The organism is Rhizobium alarense, assembly GCF_021555155.1.
GTDB lineage: Bacteria > Pseudomonadota > Alphaproteobacteria > Rhizobiales > Rhizobiaceae > Rhizobium_D > Rhizobium_D alarense.
This window is the reverse complement of the sequence record NZ_JAKGBU010000099.1, coordinates 1-18,005: the sequence shown is the minus strand read 5'-3', so window position 1 is coordinate 18,005 and position 18,005 is coordinate 1. Positions and strand designations below refer to the sequence as shown.

The 18,005-nt window shown below is 58.8% G+C and carries 14 protein-coding genes and 1 pseudogene; 11 read left to right on the top strand and 4 right to left on the bottom strand.

Annotation, left to right across the window (positions count from 1 at the left end):
* A partial coding sequence (locus LXM94_RS22550; RefSeq protein WP_235773720.1) for an aminotransferase class I/II-fold pyridoxal phosphate-dependent enzyme occupies positions 1 to 451 on the top strand: 451 nt, incomplete at its 5' end.
* A 45-nt stretch (positions 452 to 496) separates the two neighbouring features.
* Positions 497 to 1,171 carry a 4-carboxy-4-hydroxy-2-oxoadipate aldolase/oxaloacetate decarboxylase gene (locus LXM94_RS22545; protein WP_235773719.1) on the top strand — a complete coding sequence of 225 codons (675 nt, stop codon included), beginning with the start codon at positions 497 to 499 and terminating at the stop codon, positions 1,169 to 1,171.
* Between the two features lie 203 nt (positions 1,172 to 1,374).
* On the opposite strand, the gene LXM94_RS22540 is transcribed toward LXM94_RS22545, so the two are convergent.
* The 3 genes from LXM94_RS22540 to LXM94_RS22530 are packed head-to-tail and all read right to left on the bottom strand — an operon-like array spanning position 1,375 to position 4,273.
* Positions 1,375 to 2,679 carry a TRAP transporter large permease gene (locus LXM94_RS22540; RefSeq protein ID WP_235773718.1) on the bottom strand — a complete coding sequence of 435 codons (1,305 nt, stop codon included), beginning with the start codon at positions 2,677 to 2,679 and terminating at the stop codon, positions 1,375 to 1,377.
* 54 nt (positions 2,680 to 2,733) lie between these two features.
* A complete protein-coding gene (locus tag LXM94_RS22535; RefSeq protein WP_235773717.1) occupies positions 2,734 to 3,324 on the bottom strand; it encodes a TRAP transporter small permease in 591 nt (196 codons plus the stop codon).
* 1 nt (position 3,325) lies between these two features.
* Positions 3,326 to 4,273 carry a TRAP transporter substrate-binding protein gene (locus LXM94_RS22530; RefSeq protein ID WP_268965220.1) on the bottom strand — a complete coding sequence of 316 codons (948 nt, stop codon included), beginning with the start codon at positions 4,271 to 4,273 and terminating at the stop codon, positions 3,326 to 3,328.
* Between the two features lie 627 nt (positions 4,274 to 4,900).
* Between LXM94_RS22530 and istA the strand changes: the two are divergent.
* Together istA and istB are read left to right on the top strand one after the other, a co-directional pair.
* A pseudogene (gene istA, locus LXM94_RS22525) lies at positions 4,901 to 6,467 on the top strand (IS21 family transposase).
* Positions 6,400 to 7,134 carry an IS21-like element helper ATPase IstB gene (gene istB / locus LXM94_RS22520; protein WP_235773715.1) on the top strand — a complete coding sequence of 245 codons (735 nt, stop codon included), beginning with the start codon at positions 6,400 to 6,402 and terminating at the stop codon, positions 7,132 to 7,134. The pseudogene istA and the gene istB overlap by 68 nt, the downstream one beginning before the upstream one ends.
* A 200-nt stretch (positions 7,135 to 7,334) precedes the next feature.
* Here the strand turns inward: istB and LXM94_RS22515 are convergent, their stop codons facing one another.
* Positions 7,335 to 9,407, bottom strand: coding sequence for a two-component system response regulator (locus tag LXM94_RS22515; RefSeq protein ID WP_235773714.1), 2,073 nt, complete (start codon positions 9,405 to 9,407; stop codon positions 7,335 to 7,337).
* Between the two features lie 342 nt (positions 9,408 to 9,749).
* On the opposite strand from LXM94_RS22515, the gene LXM94_RS22510 reads away from it, so the two are divergent.
* The 7 genes from LXM94_RS22510 (at position 9,750) to LXM94_RS22480 (ending at position 17,932) form a co-directional block, all read left to right on the top strand.
* Positions 9,750 to 9,998 carry a hypothetical protein gene (locus tag LXM94_RS22510; protein ID WP_235773713.1) on the top strand — a complete coding sequence of 83 codons (249 nt, stop codon included), beginning with the start codon at positions 9,750 to 9,752 and terminating at the stop codon, positions 9,996 to 9,998.
* Between the two features lie 334 nt (positions 9,999 to 10,332).
* A complete protein-coding gene (locus LXM94_RS22505) occupies positions 10,333 to 11,325 on the top strand; it encodes a helix-turn-helix transcriptional regulator (protein WP_235773712.1) in 993 nt (330 codons plus the stop codon).
* A 320-nt stretch (positions 11,326 to 11,645) separates the two neighbouring features.
* On the top strand, positions 11,646 to 13,682 hold the full coding sequence (locus tag LXM94_RS22500) for a methyl-accepting chemotaxis protein (RefSeq protein ID WP_235773721.1): 2,037 nt from the start codon (positions 11,646 to 11,648) through the stop codon (positions 13,680 to 13,682).
* Positions 13,682 to 14,158, top strand: a complete 477-nt coding sequence (locus LXM94_RS22495; RefSeq protein WP_235773711.1) for a chemotaxis protein CheW — start codon at positions 13,682 to 13,684, stop codon at positions 14,156 to 14,158. The genes LXM94_RS22500 and LXM94_RS22495 overlap by 1 nt, the downstream gene beginning before the upstream one ends.
* Positions 14,159 to 14,232: 74 nt before the next feature.
* Entirely contained in the window at positions 14,233 to 14,454 is a 222-nt protein-coding gene (locus LXM94_RS22490; RefSeq protein ID WP_235773710.1) for a hypothetical protein, read from the top strand.
* On the top strand, positions 14,451 to 17,159 hold the full coding sequence (locus LXM94_RS22485; RefSeq protein ID WP_235773709.1) for a sensor domain-containing protein: 2,709 nt from the start codon (positions 14,451 to 14,453) through the stop codon (positions 17,157 to 17,159). The genes LXM94_RS22490 and LXM94_RS22485 overlap by 4 nt, the downstream gene beginning before the upstream one ends.
* Before the next feature lie 446 nt (positions 17,160 to 17,605).
* The gene (locus tag LXM94_RS22480; RefSeq protein WP_456239090.1) at positions 17,606 to 17,932 is read left to right on the top strand and encodes a recombinase family protein; all 327 of its coding nucleotides are present in this window, start codon (positions 17,606 to 17,608) and stop codon (positions 17,930 to 17,932) included.
* Positions 17,933 to 18,005: the final 73 nt, after the last annotated feature.

Below are 18,005 nucleotides of genomic sequence, written 5' to 3'. Positions count from 1 at the left end.
CGTCGGTCCGCTGCCGCTGGTCAATGCGATCAACAAGCTGCAATCGCAGATTTCCTCCTGCCCCTCCTCCATCAGCCAGGCCGCGGCCGCGGCCGCCCTCGATGGCGACCAGAGTTTCGTTGCCGAGAGTTGCGCCGCCTACAGGAAGCGCCGGGACATCGCCGTCGAACTGCTGAATGCGGTCCCCGGCCTGTCGTGTCTCACGCCCGACGGCGCCTTCTACATCTTCGTCAACTGCGCCGGCGCGATCGGCAAGGAAACGGCAGACGGCAAATACAAGATCAAGAACGATCTCGATTTCGTCCTCTATCTGCTCGACAGCGGCGTCGCCGCGATCCACGGCGCGGCCTATGGCCTCTCGCCCTATTTCCGCCTGTCGATCGCCACCTCGGAATGCCTGATCCGCGAGACATGCAAGCGCATTTCAGTTGCCTGCGCAGCTCTGCAATAGACAAGACGTTTCAAAGACATAACGTTCATAGTGAGGAAAACATCCATGGTACATGTCAAGACGAAGATCGAACGGGCGAATCCCGCCGATGTCGAAGCTCTGTCGAAATATTCGGTCGCAACCATCCATGAAGCGCAGGGCCGTCTCGGTGCCGTCAGTCCGAAAATCAAACCGATCGACCGCCACATGTCGTTCTGCGGTTCGGCCTTCACCGTCCGCTGCGCGCCGCGCGACAACATCATGCTGCAGGTGGCCATTTCCTACGCCAGGGCAGGCGATGTCATTGTGGTCGCGGCCGGCGAATATGAAGATGCCGGCTCGTTCGGCGACGTCCTTGCCAACGCTTGCAAGGCCAAAGGTATCACGGCTCTCGTCACCGATACCGGCGTGCGTGACACGAAGGAAATCATCGAGCTCGGCTTTCCGGTCTTCTGCCGCAGCGTCTGCGTCATCGGAACGGTGAAAGAGACGCTCGGCCAGGTCAACGATCCGATCGTTTTCGGCGGCCAGGTGGTGCGGCCGGGCGATATCGTCCGCGGCGACGCGGACGGTGTCGTCATCATCCGCCGCGAAGAGGCTGCCAATATCGCCAGGCGCGCACAGGCGCGCGAAGAGGCCGAGGCCGGCTACATCGCCGCCTACAAGGCCGGCAAGAGCGTCATCGAGGTGAGCAACCTCGCCGGCGTCCTTGCTGCGAAGGGACTGACAACCGACGAATAACGTCCGGCCTGACCGCTCCTCCCGATCAGCACAGGTCGCGACTGAAAGCCCCCGGCTGCAAACCGGGGGCTTTCGTTTGACTGCATTCAGATCGAATTTCGCTCCAAGGCGAAAGGCCGACAGCGGCGAAAGGCCCGAAGATCACGTTAATCTCCGGGCCTTTCGTCATTGTCAGTTGTTGGGTCCGGCACCCTGCCCCAAGCTTACTTCAGAAGCAAATTGGGAAGGAAGGACACAATCCCCGGGAAAACGGCGAGCAGGATCACGAAAGCGATCATGATGACGAGATACGGCATCGTTACCTTGGCGATATATCCCGTATCCCGGCCGCTGATGTTCTGGATCACCACGAAGTTGAAGGCGACCGGCGGCGTGATCTGGGCCATTTCGACCACAAGCACGATGAAGATGCCGAACCAGACCTTGTCGAAGCCCGCCTGCTGCACTAGCGGCAGCACCACCGACAGGGTCGTCACGATCATCGAGAAGCCTTCGAGGAACATGCCGAGGATCAGATAGAGCGCCATCAGCGCGACGATCAAAGTGATCGGCGACAAATGCCAGCCGGCGACCACTGCGGCGACCGCATCGGGGATACCGAGCATGGCACTCAGATTGCCCAGAACCGTTGCGCCGAGAATAACCATGCCCATGACCGAGGACGTCTGTACCGCACCGAGTACGATGTCGCGCAGGATGCGCGTGGACAGCATTCCCTGGATCCCGCAGAGGAAGAAGGAGCCCGCAACGCCTATCGCGGCCGCTTCCGTCGGTGTAGCCAGACCGCCATACATGGATCCGAGGACACAGAAGATCAGGAACATGGTCGGCCACAGTTCCCTGAGAGCCGCGAACCGCTGGCGAAGGGAGAGATCCTTCAACGCGCGTTCGCTTTCCGGAACGAAATCCTTGCGGATTGTCGTATGGATCATGATCCAGCCGCTGAAAACGCTGGCGAGCAACAGGCCAGGCAGCAGGCCCGCGGTGAACAGGCGGAGGATCGATTCCTGGGCAAGCACGCCGTAAATGATCATCACGGTGGATGGCGGGATCAGGAAGCCAAGCGTTCCGGCGCCTGCTAGGCTGCCGATCGCGACGTCGGAGGAATAGCCCCGCGCCAGAAGTTCCTTCAGGGTCATGCGTCCGATGACTTGGGTTGTCGCGGCCGACGATCCCGAGATCGCCGCGAAGATGGAGCAACCTATGACGTTGACATGCAGCAGACGCCCCGGCAGCAATCCGGCCCACGGCGCCAGACCGGCGAAGATCGCCTGCGACAGCCTTGTGCGGAACAGGAATTCTCCCATCAGCACGAAAAGCGGCAGCGCCACCAGTTCGGACGATGTGAGAACGTTGAATGCGTATTGCGGGATCAGGCGGTCAAGCGGCACCTGGAGAAACAAATAGCCCAGCGAAATCCCGGTTGCGAGCAGGGCAATGCCAATCCACGTCCCCACGCCGAGAAGAAGGAACAAAAGCCCGAACAGACTTCCCATAATTGCCGTCATCGACAAATCTCCAGATAGTGTCTCCGTCGCACGGAGAATGCCTAGTCGGCCAAATTATTCGACCGCGGTAATCGCACCGAGATCGGGCCGCTCCAACGGGCGTCCTGACAGGCTGGCGATCAGCCGCACAACCATCTGGAGGGCCATGATGATGGCGCCGAGTGCCAGAACGGCCTGCGGTATCCACAGCGGCGTCAGACTGTCCTGCGAGACCTCGGCGAACCCCCAGGTGCGAACTGTGAAGTTCACGAGCGCGAAGGCAAGAAAGATCGAGACCGCGGCACCGACGAAGGCTGATGCGGTTTCGAATAAGCGTGCAAACCGTCCGTTGCCGGCGCGAAGCAAAGCCTCAACGCGGATTTGCAGGCCGGCCCTGAATGTCATGCCGGTACCGAGCAGAAAACAGGCGCCCATCAGGTAGCCGCTGTATTCCCAGCCGATATGCGTGCTCGAGGGCACCCAGGGGATCACCTTTGAAAGCGATGCAAGAACGATCTCGGCGAGCACGAGCAGGGTCATGGCTATCATGCAGAGTACAGCAAGGAACGCCGCCGCGAGCGAAAGGCCGTCGGCGACGGCCTGAACGGCCGCCACCAAACCTTTGTTGCCCGCATCTTCAATGTTTGAAGATGTCATGATGTCCATCTCAGTTCATCGAAGCCTTGAATTGCTCGACGAGCGGCTTTGCATCCGGTACGCGCTCCAGGAAGGCTTCCTGCAGAGCGGCAGCTCGCTCTTTCATCTCGGCGCGCAGTTCGGGGGAAATCTCGACCAGTTCCATGCCGTTGTCCGTCATGGTTTTGATGCTGTCAACATCGCCCTGACGCGATACGTCCCAGAACTTGGGCTCCAGATCGGCGGCAACCGTCTCGATTGCAGCCTGCTGATCGGCAGGAATGGCGTTCCAGGTGTCGAGATTGACAGTCACCATGTTGGAACCCCAGGTGTGGTTGGTCGGGTAGATATACTTCAGGAACTCCCAGAACTTGCCGTCGACGCCGGAAGTGGCCGAGGTGGCGACGCCGTCGACGCGGCCGGAAGCAAGCGCGGGGATCAGTTCGCCCCAGGGCATGGCGACACCGGCCATGCCGAGCGCGCTGACGATGTCGACCGTGTTCTTGTCAGCGCCGCGAACCGGAATTCCCTTGAAGTCGTCGATATTCTTCGCCAGAATTTTCAGATAAACGTACTGCGCTGGCGACGGCACCATGTAGAGGATCTTCTGGTTGTTCTTGGCTGCAAGATCATCGAATACCGGGCGAATGATGCCATGGTACTTTTTCAGCTCATCCATGGACGAGACGAGGAACGGGATGCCCTCGACGCCGAAAAGCGGATTGACCCCGACTTGCTGGCTGATGTTGATGTCGGCCATTTGCACCAGTCCGTCGCGGACAGCCGTCAGCTGGTCAGGCCCCTTGAAGCCGAGCGAACCGCCGGCCTTGACCGAAATCACGACATTGCCGTTCGTGGCCGCTTTCACGGCATCGGCGAATTCCATGGCATTCTTCACCATGAAGTTCGAATCCGGCAGAACGTCGGCCATGTTCAACTGCGTTTCCGCGTAAGACGGAAGAGCTGAGGCGGTCAACATGAGGCCGGCGAAAGCCGCACCGAGAACATTACGTCGATTGATTTGCATTGAATTCCCCTTTTCTTCTATCGCGGAACGATCACGACATTCTCTGGAACATGGCGTCCGAATGTCCGGAACCCTCTTGATCGCGGTGCTGTCTGCTGCATATGCAGCTTCAGCCAGCGATCGGCCATGTCGTAGACGTTAATGTGCGTATGAAGACTTTGTAAAAGATCAGTCGCATATGGGGCGATTGCAAATTGTTATGCCGTACCATTGGTCTGTTGAATTTCCATAGGGTTCAACGTTAGGAAGTGCCTGGATTCGGTGCCGCCCGATGCGCAGTGCTACATTTCGTCGGCAACACTGAGAATCTATCAACCGCTGAGGATGGAGGCGGATGTGAAGGTCTTGAAGGGATACGAACCGCCGGCGCTGCGGCCGATTTATCTAAGCCTCTGATAAGGCTGGAACTATTAATCGTAGAGAGTTTTATGGCTCTCACGGGTGTCCTTGAGCTCTTTTCGAGGTGGCTGTGTTTCGGCGTGGAATATTGACCCCTCTGACGGGGTGACCGGCGTCCAATTTTGACCCCCCACCTGTTTCGTCTGACCATCCGTCTTTGGCTGGCGGATGGAGGGGGAGTTGAAGCGAGTGGATACGATTGCGCGTGTTCGCCGGGCCTTCCATGTGCAGGGCTGGTCAGTGAAGAAGATCGTCCGGGAGCTGCATGTGTCCCGCAACACGGTGTGCAAGATACTGCGATCCGATGAGACTGACTTTTCTTACGAGCGAGAACGGCAGCCACTGCCGAAGACCGGGGCTTGGAAGGCCGAGATCGAGCGCTTTCTGGCCGCGAACGAAGGCAAGCCCTCTCGTGAACGGCTGACGCTGATCCGGATTTACGAAGAGCTTCGAGCGCTGGGTTACGACGGCAGCTACGATGCGATCCGGCGCTATGCGAAGGGATGGTCGAAGGATCGAGGGGCCGTGACAGCCGAAGCCTACGTGCCGCTTTACTACGCGCCCAGCGAGGCCTACCAGTTCGACTGGAGCCACGAGATCGTCCTGATCCAGGGGGTAACGACGACGGTGAAGGTCGCCCATGTCCGGCTCTGCCACAGCCGGATGATGTTCGCGCGGGCCTATATGCGCGAGAGCCAGGAGATGGTGTTCGACGCGCATGACAAGGCCTTCGACTTCTTCCGTGGCACCTGCACGCGCGGTATCTACGACAACATGAAGACGGCGGTGGAGGCCGTCTTCATCGGCAAGGAACGGCTCTACAATCGTCGCTTCCTGCAGATGTGCAGCCATTATCTCGTCCATCCCGTAGCTTGCACGCCTGCATCCGGCTGGGAGAAAGGACAGGTCGAGAACCAGGTCGGCCTCGTGCGGGAACGCTTCTTCACACCACGCCTCAGGGTCAAAAGCCTGGAGGAACTGAATGTCTGGCTGCTCGACAAGTGCATTGCCTATGCCAAGGCTCATAGCCATCCCGAACAGACGGGACAGACGATCTGGCAGATGTTCGAAGCCGAGCGCGGGTGCCTTGTACATTACGTTGGCCCGTTCGACGGCTTCCACTGCGTTCCGGCCTCGGTCTCGAAGACCTGCACCGTCCGCTTCGACAACAACAAATACTCGGTTCTATCGACGGCCGTTGGCCGCCCTGTCGAGGTTCATGCCTATGCGGATCGGATCGTCATCAAGCAAGATGGGGTGACGGTCGCCGAACATCGGCGCAGCTTTGGCCGTGGCGAGACCGTCTACGATCCCTGGCACTATGTGCCTGTCCTCGCTCGCAAACCCGGTGCCTTGCGCAACGGCGCTCCCTTCCGCGAATGGGTTTTGCCAGCCGCGATGGAGAAGGTCCGCAAGCGATTGAAGAGCGTCGATGACGGTGATCGACAGATGGTCACCATACTCGGATGTGTGCCCGCCGATGGCCTTGCCGCGGTTGAGGCTGCTTGTCAGGAAGCGCTCGATCACGGCGTTTGCTCGGCCTCGGTGATCATCAACATTCTGGCTCGAAGCCGTGATCCGGCTCCCGCCGCAACCCTGCAAATTCCGGATGCGCTTCGACTGACCCATGAGCCGGTCGCCGACTGCGCCCGCTATGACAGGCTCAGGAGGGCAAGTTGATGGAACGCACTCAGGTTCTCGAACTGATGAGCACGCTGAAGCTCTACGGAATGCGCAGCGCTTATGACGAGGTCATGGGCAACGGCATCAAACGGCAGCACGAACCGCTACGCATTGTCGGTGACCTCCTGCAGTCGGAGATCGCCGAGAAGCAGGCACGCTCGATCCGCTACCAGCTCAGCATCGCCAAGCTGCCACTCGCCAAGGATATCGACGACTTCGATTTTACCGACACGCCCGTCAATGAATCCCTGGTGCGGGAACTCGCTACGGGCACCTTCGTCGCCGATCAGCGTAACGTCGTTCTCGTCGGCGGCACGGGAACAGGCAAGAGCCACCTGGCTATCGCGATTGCCCGCGCACTCATACGCAACAGCACACGCGGCCGCTTCTTCAACGTCGTCGATCTGGTCAATCGGTTGGAAACGGAAACGCGCAACGGCAAGCAGGGCCGGACGGCGGATTACCTTACACGCCTCGACTTCATCATCCTCGATGAACTCGGCTATCTACCGTTCGCACAGGCCGGTGGTCAGCTCCTGTTCCACCTGATCAGCAGGCTCTACGAGCGTACTTCGATCATCGTCACCACAAACCTCGCCTTCGGCGAATGGCCGTCGGTGTTCGGTGATGCGAAGATGACGACGGCACTCCTCGACCGTTTGACCCACCACTGCGAGATCGTGGAAACCGGCAACGAGTCCTGGCGCTTCAAAAACCGCTCTCAAAGCTAAAGCCGAAGATACCCATCACCCGCACTTGGCCTACCCTCTGCAACCCCGGCCAGCGCCGGGCAGGCCAAGCGCTGATCGTCTACAGGGGGTGAAGATTGGACGCCGATAAGGGGTCAACATTCCGCGCCGATTGACACCCTGCCGGAAAAACACTGATAGCCACCTAATCTTCAGGACCTACACCACCTAACGGGACACGATCACGACCGCACCTGCAGCCGGCTGCTCGCCGGTTCTCGCCCCACCAATGCCGCATATTCCGAGATCGGATATGGGCGACCGACCAGATAGCCCTGAACCTGATCGCACATTTCTTGCGCGAGAAACGCGAGTTGATCCTTCGATTCGACACCCTCTGCGATGACCGGAAGATCAAGGCCGCGCCCCAGACCGATCACCGCCCGGATTATGGCGGCGGACTGAGACTGGCTGATGTTGCGAACAAAGGACTGGTCGATCTTGATCTTGTCGAAGGGGAAGGCCTGTAGATAGGACAGCGATGAATAGCCTGTTCCGAAATCATCCATCGCGATGTGCACCCCGAGCGCCTTGAGGCGTCGCAGGATCGAAAGAGCCCGGTGGAAATCATCGATCAGGACACCTTCGGTGATTTCAAGTTCCAATCGATCCGGCGACAATCCGGTGTCAAGGAGCACCGAATGGACAAGGCCGGGCAGGTCTCCGTGCTTGAACTGAACCGGAGAAAGATTGATGGCGACCTTCAGGGGCCGGGGCCACGATGCTGCTTCCCGGCAGGCTTCGCGGAGCACCCATTCCCCGATTTCGATCATCAGGCTGCCCTCTTCCGCAATTGGAATGAAGACGGACGGGGAAACGCTGCCGCGGGTCGGATGTTGCCACCGTAGCAATGCTTCAAAGCCGACCACTTCGCCAGCCGTTGCGGCTTGCGGCTGGTAGAACACGGCCAGTTGCTGTTGCGCGATCGCAACATGCAGGTCGCGCTGCAGTGCCCGTTTTTCCCGCAGCCGCTGATCCATCTCGGGTTCGAAGAACCGGGCTGTGCCACGTCCGTCAGCCTTCGCACGGTAAAGGGCCGCATCCGCATTCCCCATCAGCTTGACATCCGTGTCTCCGTCCGTTGGAAACATCGCCACACCGATGCTGGTACCTACCCGCATGCGATTGCCGTCAATCTCCATGTCCTCGTTGAAAACGCCAACAATGTGGTCGGCGAGTTCGGCTGCGGAATGTGCATCGCCCTCCATCAATAGCATGAACTCGTCGCCGCCAAGACGTGCAACGAATGCGCCATCGGCGACGTTCTGAAGACGATCCGCGACGGCACGCAGAAGGACGTCTCCAAGATGGTGCCCGAACACGTCGTTGATTTCCTTGAACCGGTCGAGGTCGAGACACAGCACGGCAAATTCGGAGCCTTGAGCCCCATGCACCACAAGGAGGGAATGAAGCTGCTCCTTGAGGGCCGCGCGGTTGGGAAGATCGGTCAACGGATCATGCAACGCCAGATGTGCTATCTGCCGTTCTGCGTCTCGATGCTCCGTCACGTCTTCGTGGGTGGAAACCCAGCCTCCGTCAGGCGTACGCTCGTGATGGATGCGGATAACCTTGCCGGATTTGAGCTCGACGGACCAGTTTTGTGGCGATGTGCTGGAATTGACCGCATCGCACCAGGCCAGATATTCGTCATGCGCGACCGCAGGACATGCCCCGACCGCATACCGCAAGTCAGTGATTTCGCTCAGGGTCATTGCGGGCCGGATCGCCTCCGGCGCGAGGCCATACACTTCCGCGTAACGGCGGTTGGACAATATCAGCCGCTGTTGCGCGTCGAAGAAACAGACGCCCTGTCCAATGTTTTCCAGCGTCGTTGCAAACTGCATGTTTCGAAGGTCGAGCTGCTTTTGCAAGGCGCGAAGCGCGAATTGCGTTCTCACACGTGTCAGGAGTTCCTCCGCCGCGACTGGCTTGACGATGCAATCCACCGCGCCGGCCGCAAACGCCTTGACGCGACTGAGGGCATCGGGGGAAACGATGTGGACCGCCGGGATATTGACGAGCTTGTCGTACACATCTGTTTCACCATTGAATTCGTCGGAGATTGTCGAATCGAGGAGCACGAGATCTATCTTCAAGCGCGACACATGGCTCATCTGTGCCGGCCGGCTCGAGAGCCGGATACAGGAATAGCCAGCCGCCTCGAGGTCTTTCACCCAGGGCAACGTTTTGGAAAGGTCCCCTTCGGCGATGATGATCAGAATGCTTGGTGAAACTGCAATGCCGGTAGTGTCCATCGTTGCGTGTCTCCTTACGACCGCCCGCCCCCGCGAATGCCGGAAGAACTGATGAAGGAATACTTCAAATATTCTTACACAATCTAAACTTGCGCACTCAAATCGGTTCGATCAGCTACTTGCTTAATGTATAGTGCATCCGAAAACGACAATCTGAATGGGTTCCAGCTCAACTTCCCTTCGAATGTTGAGAAGAGCGCCTTGGTTGTGAACCATTTGAAAATACTCACATGCTATAGCGTCTCCATCGACCAATGGTAGAAACCGGTGGTGACACGGGTCACCTGCCCCAGATTGTTTTGGCGCAGCACTCACAGATCAGCCGACCCAAAGGGCATTTGCATGGCAGCAGGCATCTGGGGACAATTCGCAGGCAACTTGGCCTTAGTCGTCCTCGTCATCGCCATGTGGGCACACGTCTCGATCTGGTACAAACGTTTCATCGGCGGCTCCGAAAAGCTTCTGTTCGGGGCCATCGCGGGATGCACCTCCGTCGGCGCCATGTTGCTTGCGGTTCAGTTCCATCCGGGAATCTATCTGGATCTTCGCTTTGCGCCACTTGCTCTGGCGGCTGTGCCCACATGGCGATGACGAGAACGACGCAAGCCATACTGCCTGCGAATTGTCCCCAGATGCCTGCTGCCATGCAAATGCCCTTTGGGTCGGCTGATCTGTGAGTGCTGAAACGCTCTCCAGCAAGCAGGGTATTCTACCTGCGAAAAACTAACGAGGCCCCAATTTTTCAACCACGACGTTTATGCGCTCTTGCGCATGCCTGTTTTCCTCGTTCCCAGGTCTCAAAGAACTCTAGCCCCCGCATTCGGTGTATTGGCACAAGAATTGCTTAATTTTGGAGCAGGCATGATCTGAGGTACGTCCTTCATGCCGCCATGTTAAATATTCAAATAAACTGTGTCCCTTTATAATGCCCCAAAATGCTTCCATCGATTTTGCCCCTCGTTTTGAAGGCTCAAATTTTGAGCAGATGGTCGAAATCTTTGCAGGACGTTTTGGACCGTTCGATGCATCCCCAATCGGCCGGGTGCGAGACTTTCCCTGGAAGGCTGACGTCTCGCTGGGTGGCAGCCTGACACTGGTCACCGGACAATATTTCTCAGGATGGGGTGTGAAAGCAGTACCGGAAACATCCGAGTGGCTGTCGATAATCCTGCCCCGCGCCGGCGCTCTCGATGTAACGCTCGGTCAAACTATCATCGAGGGACTGCCGGGGCAGCTTCTGCTGGTGAACAACCATGAGGCGGAGTACTTCCTTGTCAGGGGCGAACCGCATTTGTCGGACGTGCTGCGACTGGACTGGACGGCTGTGACCCAGGCTTTCGCAGCAACGCTCGACACACCACAGTTCGGAGCATTGGCACTGTCCCCGATCGTCGATCTGTCCACTCCAGCAGGCCAGATGATCGGCAATCTGGTTCGCACGATCATTGACGGCCTGCGCAACGACGGACCGCTGCTACATTCTCCAATCGCCATGTCGCATCTTACGCAAGCGCTTGCCGATCTGATCATACGCTCGGTTCCGCACCGCTTCTCACATCTTCTGAACGGGCGCGTCAGAATGATTGCACCATGGCATGTCCACCGCGCAATCGAGTTCATGCGCGCAAATGTCGATCAACCGATTACAATGCCAATGGTCGCCGCGGCAGCCGGTGTTTCACTCCGAGCCCTCCAGTCTGGCTTTATGGCCTTCAAGGAAACGACGCCATCGGCGTATTTGCGAACGATCCGCCTCCAAGCTGTTCGAAAGAATCTCCTGGACCCGGCTAACCGGCAGACCTTGCGTGAGATTTGCCTGAAATGGGGTTTCTTCCACTTCGGGCGATTTTCCGCCCTCTACAAGACCAGCTACGGCGAGTATCCGTCGGAGACAATGAAGCGAACCGCTTCCACCTGAAGTGGCGTTTGATTTTGGTGCGACGGTATCCGATTTTCGCACCAGCAGTCCGCTTCGCGCACAAAAAACTTTGCTCATCAAAGAGATGGTGGACTAGTTCGAGCGAGAACTGGGATTCGTTAACCATGCGGCAGGCAACTAAATCAACAGGCGCGTTTTGCTCGAGATACCCGCAAAAGCAGCACCTTGCCAATAAGGCGCGCCGTCGGCTCGGTCTATGGCCGAATTATCCGCCGCTCGAATGACTCGAACGGTCATCTTTCATAACGCGCAGAACAGGAGGCATGACGACCTTCTGCAGCGACCCAGAGGATCGTTTAATGCCTCCCAGCACCTTCTCTCGCATCAGCACCAAACTCGCGCTCATATCAGGCATCGGTATTGCCGTAATGATCGCTATTGCCATTGCCGGCTGGTTCATCGAGCAGGAGCTCGACAAGGATATCGCGCAAGGACGCATCCAGACGGAAATCTCCCGCAATCTGGTCGATGCCAAAGCGTCCGTCCGGGGACTACAGATCAGTACCCGTGACATGCGCCTTGCCGAAACAACGGACGACATAGCCAGCGCGAGGACCTATCTGGAGCAGCGCCATGCGTCCGTAAACAAGTACCTGGGCGAGGCCCTGGCTCAACTGACCATCCCGGTCAATCGAGAAAGAGTGCAGACGATCGACGGTCTGACAGACACCTATTTCGCCAACGCAGAAGATCTGGCGAAGACAATTGAAGCAAAACTGGGCGCAATGGAGGCTTCCCCCGACCTTGACGCCAAGGAAGACGAGATTCGCACGGCGCTGAATACGACCGCGGACCAAATGACGAGAATGCTCGACGAAGGAATCGACGTCGCCAAGACCCTTGCCGCGGAGGCGGTCGAGGAGCGTCGGGAAACGCAGCAGTTTGCCAGCATCGTCAACAACGGCATGTCCGTCGTCATGGTCCTCATCCTTATTGGGTCCGCCGTGTTCGGTACGCGATCGATCGCGCGGCCGATCGGCAGGCTGACGGCGAACATGAGTGTTCTCGCAGACGGCAATCTGGATGCTGGCGTGCCCTTCACCGAGCGCAGCGATGAAATCGGCGAAATGGCCCGAGCCGTCGAGGTGTTCAAGCAGAACGGGATCAAGGTGCGCGAGCTGAATGCACAGGAAGCCGCACTTCAGGAGAAGAGTGCCGACCTGCAATCGAACATCGGCCAGGTGGTCTCTGCGGCGGTTGCCGGCAACTTCAGCCAGCGTATCACCAAGGACTACGACAACGCTGACCTCAACCGCTTCGCCGCCCAGGTGAATGAACTGGTGTCGTCGGTTGAAAAGGGTGTTGCCGAAACCCGCCGGGTGATCTCTGCTCTAGCCGAAGGCGATCTCACCGAAAACATGCGCGGCGAGTTCCAGGGCGCTTTCGGAGAACTCCAGTCCAACGTCAACCAGACGATGACGAACCTGCGCTCCGTGCTCGGCGAGGTGCGCGCAGCGATCGACACGATCAACGGCGGCGCCGGCGAGATGCGCATGGCCTCGGGGGACCTTTCCAAGCGTACCGAGCAGCAGGCCGCCTCGCTCGAGGAAACGTCTTCGGCGCTGGAAGAGATCACGGTTGCGGTGAAGAGTTCGACCGAGCGGGCAACAGAGGCCAGCCACATGGTCGATGAGGCACGCCGGAGCACGGAGCAGTCGAGCGCAGTCGTGCGCGATGCGGTGACGGCGATGGGTAAAATCGAGCAGGCCTCCGGCGAGATCGGCCAGATCATCAATGTCATCGACGAGATCGCCTTCCAGACCAACCTGCTGGCGCTCAATGCCGGGGTCGAGGCGGCGCGTGCCGGGGACGCCGGCAAGGGCTTTGCCGTCGTTGCCCAGGAGGTACGCGAGCTGGCCCAGCGCTCGGCGAACGCTGCCAAGGATATCAAGGCGCTGATCAACCGCTCGGGTGAAGAAGTGAATTCCGGTGTCAGACTCGTGACGGCAACCGGCGAGGCGCTCTCGCAGATCCAGGGTCATGTCGTCAAAATCAACGAGCACGTGCATTCCATCGCAACCGCCGCCAAGGAACAGTCGACCGGTCTGTCGGAGGTCAACACTGCCGTCAACCAGATGGACCAGATGACGCAGCAAAACGCGGCGATGGTGGAGGAGTCGACGGCGTCAACCAATCGGCTCGCGGACGAAGCGGCCAACCTCGCCCGGCTGATCGCTCGCTTCAGGCTTGACGGCTCCGCTTCCGCACCCCGCGCCGCCAGCACCGAGACGAGGCCGGTTGCCTCGCCAGCTCGTGCCCTAGGTACCAAGCTTGCAAAATCCTTCGGTGGCGGGAACGCGGCGACGGCAGTTGCAGAGCATTGGGAGGAGTTTTGATGAGTGAACGGGGTGCGACTCAACTGCATGGCACGACGCTGGAGATCATTGCCTTCCATCTCGGCGCCCAACAATTCTGCATCAAGACCACCTCGATCCGGGAAATCCGGGGATGCGCAGCGGCAACGCCGCTGCCCCATGCACCACCGGATGTCATCGGTGTCATGAACCTGCGTGGATCGGTCATTCCGATCATCGATCTGGCGGCGAGGCTCGGGGTTCGCAGCACCGTCGATACAAGTCGTGCGGCGATCGTCGTCGCCGAAGTAGGGCGCAGCGTCGTCGGCCTCGTTGTCGATCAGGTCTCCGACATCCTCTCTATCCACGGTGACCAAATCCAACCGGTGCCCGACCTTGGTATTGCTTTCAATCCCAGTTTCTCACACGGCATCATCCCGCTGGAGCGCGGCATGGTCTGCTTCCTGGACCTCGATCATATGTTCGCAAACCTCGATGAAACCGCGAAGGTAGCTTAACCGTCAATGATCAATGGCACGAGCGGTTTTCTGATGGAATCCGTTCTCATCGCGCACAATCAAGAGAGAATGCCATGCTGTCCCATCTTCGACCTGATAACCAGAACCACCCGCAGGGTATCGACAGAAGCGACGGGGCGGACCACCAGACGCTAACATTGCTCCAGCAGGAACGCGACAAAGCGCTCAAGATTACGAACTATCTGGAAGCGCTTCACGCGAAACTCCTAGCCGAAATCAAGGGCGGCACGGTTCTTGTCCAGATCATCGACAAAACGTCGAGAGAAGCTGTATGAAGTCGTCGCCCCCCTCGCTCAAGGCGTCGCCTCGTGCTGGGCGCACCGGTGACCCGTCGATGGTCGGCGAGATTGCGGATGACGTCGCTACCTACCTGGGCCTAGGTCATAGCGACGATGCCGTGGCGCTGCTTTCGGCGTTGCGGCATTCCATTCACGAGAAGGTTCCTTCCAGCGTAAAGCTGGGTATCTCCTCCAATCCCGCCGCCGATGTCGTGCTGGAATTCGATCTGTCGCCGCAGCATGATCACGGCAAGGTTCGGCGCGATAGGGAAACTTTCTTTGAAGCACTGCTCGAGACACTTCCCCTTCCGGTCTTCTACAAGAATCGGCAGGGGCACCACATGGGCTGCAACCGGGCATTCGAGGATTTCTTCGGCGATAAGCGGGAAAATATTATCGGGAAGAGCATTTTTGATCTTGTTCCCACTCATGTCGCGAATTTGCACGCAGCGAAAGATGAGCTTCTCTTCGAAGAAGGTGGCACCCAGCAATACGAAACCAAAGTATTCGTCCCGAATGGCGGACAATACGACGCCGTGTTCAACAAGGCCGTTTTTGTGGACGATCAAGGTGAAGCGGCCGGTATCGTCTGTGCCATGTTGGATATCACCGAGCGCAAGCAGACGGAGCAGAACCTCAAGGAAGCGCTGGAATTCGCGGAGGGCATGATCGCAGCCATTCCCGATATTCTGTTCGAAGTGGATGCGGACGGCAGATACCTCCAGGTCTGGACGAAGAGCCCGGAGCTCCTGGCCCAACAAAGGGGGGCCTTGCTCGGCAGGACGATTGGGGAAGTATTGCCGCCGGACCAGGTCGATATTGCGATGGAGGCCATTCGCGAGGCGGATGAAGGCGGAACCTCCTATGGAAGCTGTCTGCGCATCACGCTGCCGAGCGGAGAGACGCGCTGGTTCGAGCATTCTGTGGCGAAAAGGCCCTCCACCGACCTCACCGCGAGCACCTTCCTCGTACTGTCGCGCGACGTTACCGAGCGCAAGCAAGCGGAAGAGGCCGTCGACGCGGTGCGCAGCCAGCTTCACGGCGTGCTCCAGACCATTCCAGACATCGTGTGGCTGAAGAGCGTCGAAGGACCGTATCTATTGTGCAACCATGCATTCGAGCGACTGACGGGCTACGCAGAAGCCGACGTTGTCGGCAAGACGGACTACGATCTCTTCGACGTCGAAAGGGCGCAATATTTCTGCGATCTTGATAGAGCAACCGTGGCTGCCGGCCGCGTCATCGTTGAGGAGGAATGGGCCGCGCACAAGGATAGCGGGGAGCGGATCCGCCTCGAGACAAGAAAGGTTCCGGTGTTCGGTCCCGACGGGATCGCGACGGCGATCCTCGGCGTCGCGCGGGACATCACGGAGCTGAACGCGTCGCGCCAGAAGATCCACCAGATGGCGTTCTACGATCCGCTCACCGCCTTGCCGAATCGAGCGCTTTTCAACGACCGCCTCCGGCAGATGATCGCCGACGCCGCCTCGAATGACCTGCAGGGGGCTGTGATGTTGATCGATATCGACGATTTCAAGAGGGTCAACGACACGATGGGGCATCCCGTCGGCGACGAGTTGCTCTGCCAGGCCGCGGAACGGCTGAAGGCGAGCGTGCGCGATCGCGACACCGTGGCCCGCCTCGGCGGCGACGAATTCGCGATCCTGCTGCCGGAAATTCGACAGGAAGAAGATGTCAGCCGGATTGCCGGCAGGATGCTGGAAAACTTCAACGAGCGATTCCTGCTCGACGGCAAGGAGGTCTTCGCCTCCTGCAGCATCGGCATCGCGTTCTGTCCGGACGACAGCTCAGACGCCGACGACCTGGTAAGATACGCCGATTCCGCCATGTACTTGGCGAAGCGCTCGGGGCGGAACAACTTCCGCTTCTATTCCAGGGATCTGACAGCCAGCGCCGAGGAACGGCTCATGCTCGAATCGGAACTGCGGCGCGCAATCGAGCGCGGCGAACTGGAGTTGCACTACCAGCCCAAGGTGCTTCTGCAAAACGGCACCATGTTCGGCTCGGAGGCATTGCTCAGATGGCGCCATCCGAAGAGGGGGATGATCCCGCCGGACCAGTTCATCCGAATAGCCGAAGAGACGGAGTTGATCACCGATTTGGGGCGCTGGGTGCTGCGCGAGGCCTGCGGCACCGCCGCCGAGCTGAACGCTGACGACCTGCCGTTGCACAAGGTGGCGATCAATCTCTCCGCCAGGGAGTTCCAGTCCCAGGACCTGCCAAAGGCGGTCGCAGCCTGTCTGGAAAACACCGGCTGTCGTGCGGAGTGGATCGAAATCGAAATCACCGAAAGCCTGTTGCTCGACGAAAAAGACAGGGCTCTGGGGACGCTGCGTGAATTGCGGGCGATGGGTATTTCAATTGCTATCGACGATTTCGGCACAGGCTATTCGGCGCTTAACTATCTGGCGCGCTTCCCCATTGACACGCTTAAGATCGACCGCTCGTTCATCAACGGCGCCGACAAGCGCAGTTCCGAACTGGTAAAGGCGATCTTGTCGATCGCCCGCTGCCTCGGGCAGAGCGTCGTGGCGGAAGGTGTCGAAACGGTCGAGCAGGCCGCGTTCCTGGCGGCGAACGGCTGCGAGGCAGCGCAGGGCTTCCTCTACAGCAAACCCAAGCCAAAGAGCGAAATCATGAAGCTGCTGCGGCCCTCCGGCGACATCGGCCAGGCGTCGTGAACGACGGTCTCGGGGCGCCGTGAACATTTCTGCGATAATATACTCGCTAAGGGTCTTGTTTGGGAAAGCGCGTTTCGCGGTCAGATCATGCCGATGGTTTTCATCGAGTGTCCGGAGTTCTCTTTTCTCCAGGATCCGAAATTCAACATCGCTTTTTTCAGGCTCTTGCTCCCCCTGGAATTTTCGTTGGGGTTATGAGACCTGTGCGCGGGAGGCATTTTGCGTTGATTTTATGTGATCTTTTCGACTTCGGGTAAAGGGCGCGGAGATATCAGCGCCGACAATGTCGGCTGTGTCTTCTGACGCTCTCGTGTGAGGGTCAGTGGTGTTTTGCCGCTATCCAGCTGTAGCGATGACCTTCAAACTGCGTTTCATATTGTAGGCGATGGCGGTGACGCGAATTTGAACGCCGGCTCGGCCGCTCCACACGCGACGTCCTGAACCTGGTGCACGAGCTTGACGAAAAAGGAGCCTCGCTGCGCGTCCTCGAGCCGGAGGTGACGACCGCTGGAAGCATGGGCCGAATGGTGATCACCATTCTTGGCATGGTCGCCGACATGGAACTGAAATTCATCAAGGATCGCCAGAGCGCCGGCATCCAGGCCGCCAAAGCCGAAGGCGTTTACAAAGGTCGCGCCAAAAACGTCGATGACGATGAAATCCGGCGCCGTGTCGCCACGGGCGCCAGCAAGGCCAGCGTTGCCCGCGATCTGAAGATCTTCAGAATGACCGTTTATCGGGCGCTTGAAACCTTTGATGAGCAGTCAGGCTGAACCGCGCCGGGTTTGCCGGAGACCGTTTGGTTTAAGTTATGCGGCCATGGCTGGTACGTCCAGCATGGCGTAG

Bases quoted from the DNA above. Each gene is read 5' to 3' on its own strand.
- LXM94_RS22545 (WP_235773719.1), top strand. From the start codon at position 497: ATGGTACATGTCAAGACGAAGATCGAACGGGCGAATCCCGCCGATGTC.
- LXM94_RS22540 (WP_235773718.1), bottom strand. From the start codon at position 2,679: ATGACGGCAATTATGGGAAGTCTGTTCGGGCTTTTGTTCCTTCTTCTC.
- LXM94_RS22535 (WP_235773717.1), bottom strand. From the start codon at position 3,324: ATGGACATCATGACATCTTCAAACATTGAAGATGCGGGCAACAAAGGT.
- LXM94_RS22530 (WP_268965220.1), bottom strand. From the start codon at position 4,273: ATGTTGACCGCCTCAGCTCTTCCGTCTTACGCGGAAACGCAGTTGAAC.
- istB (WP_235773715.1), top strand. From the start codon at position 6,400: ATGGAACGCACTCAGGTTCTCGAACTGATGAGCACGCTGAAGCTCTAC.
- LXM94_RS22515 (WP_235773714.1), bottom strand. From the start codon at position 9,407: ATGGACACTACCGGCATTGCAGTTTCACCAAGCATTCTGATCATCATC.
- LXM94_RS22510 (WP_235773713.1), top strand. From the start codon at position 9,750: ATGGCAGCAGGCATCTGGGGACAATTCGCAGGCAACTTGGCCTTAGTC.
- LXM94_RS22505 (WP_235773712.1), top strand. From the start codon at position 10,333: ATGCCCCAAAATGCTTCCATCGATTTTGCCCCTCGTTTTGAAGGCTCA.
- LXM94_RS22500 (WP_235773721.1), top strand. From the start codon at position 11,646: ATGCCTCCCAGCACCTTCTCTCGCATCAGCACCAAACTCGCGCTCATA.
- LXM94_RS22495 (WP_235773711.1), top strand. From the start codon at position 13,682: ATGAGTGAACGGGGTGCGACTCAACTGCATGGCACGACGCTGGAGATC.
- LXM94_RS22490 (WP_235773710.1), top strand. From the start codon at position 14,233: ATGCTGTCCCATCTTCGACCTGATAACCAGAACCACCCGCAGGGTATC.
- LXM94_RS22485 (WP_235773709.1), top strand. From the start codon at position 14,451: ATGAAGTCGTCGCCCCCCTCGCTCAAGGCGTCGCCTCGTGCTGGGCGC.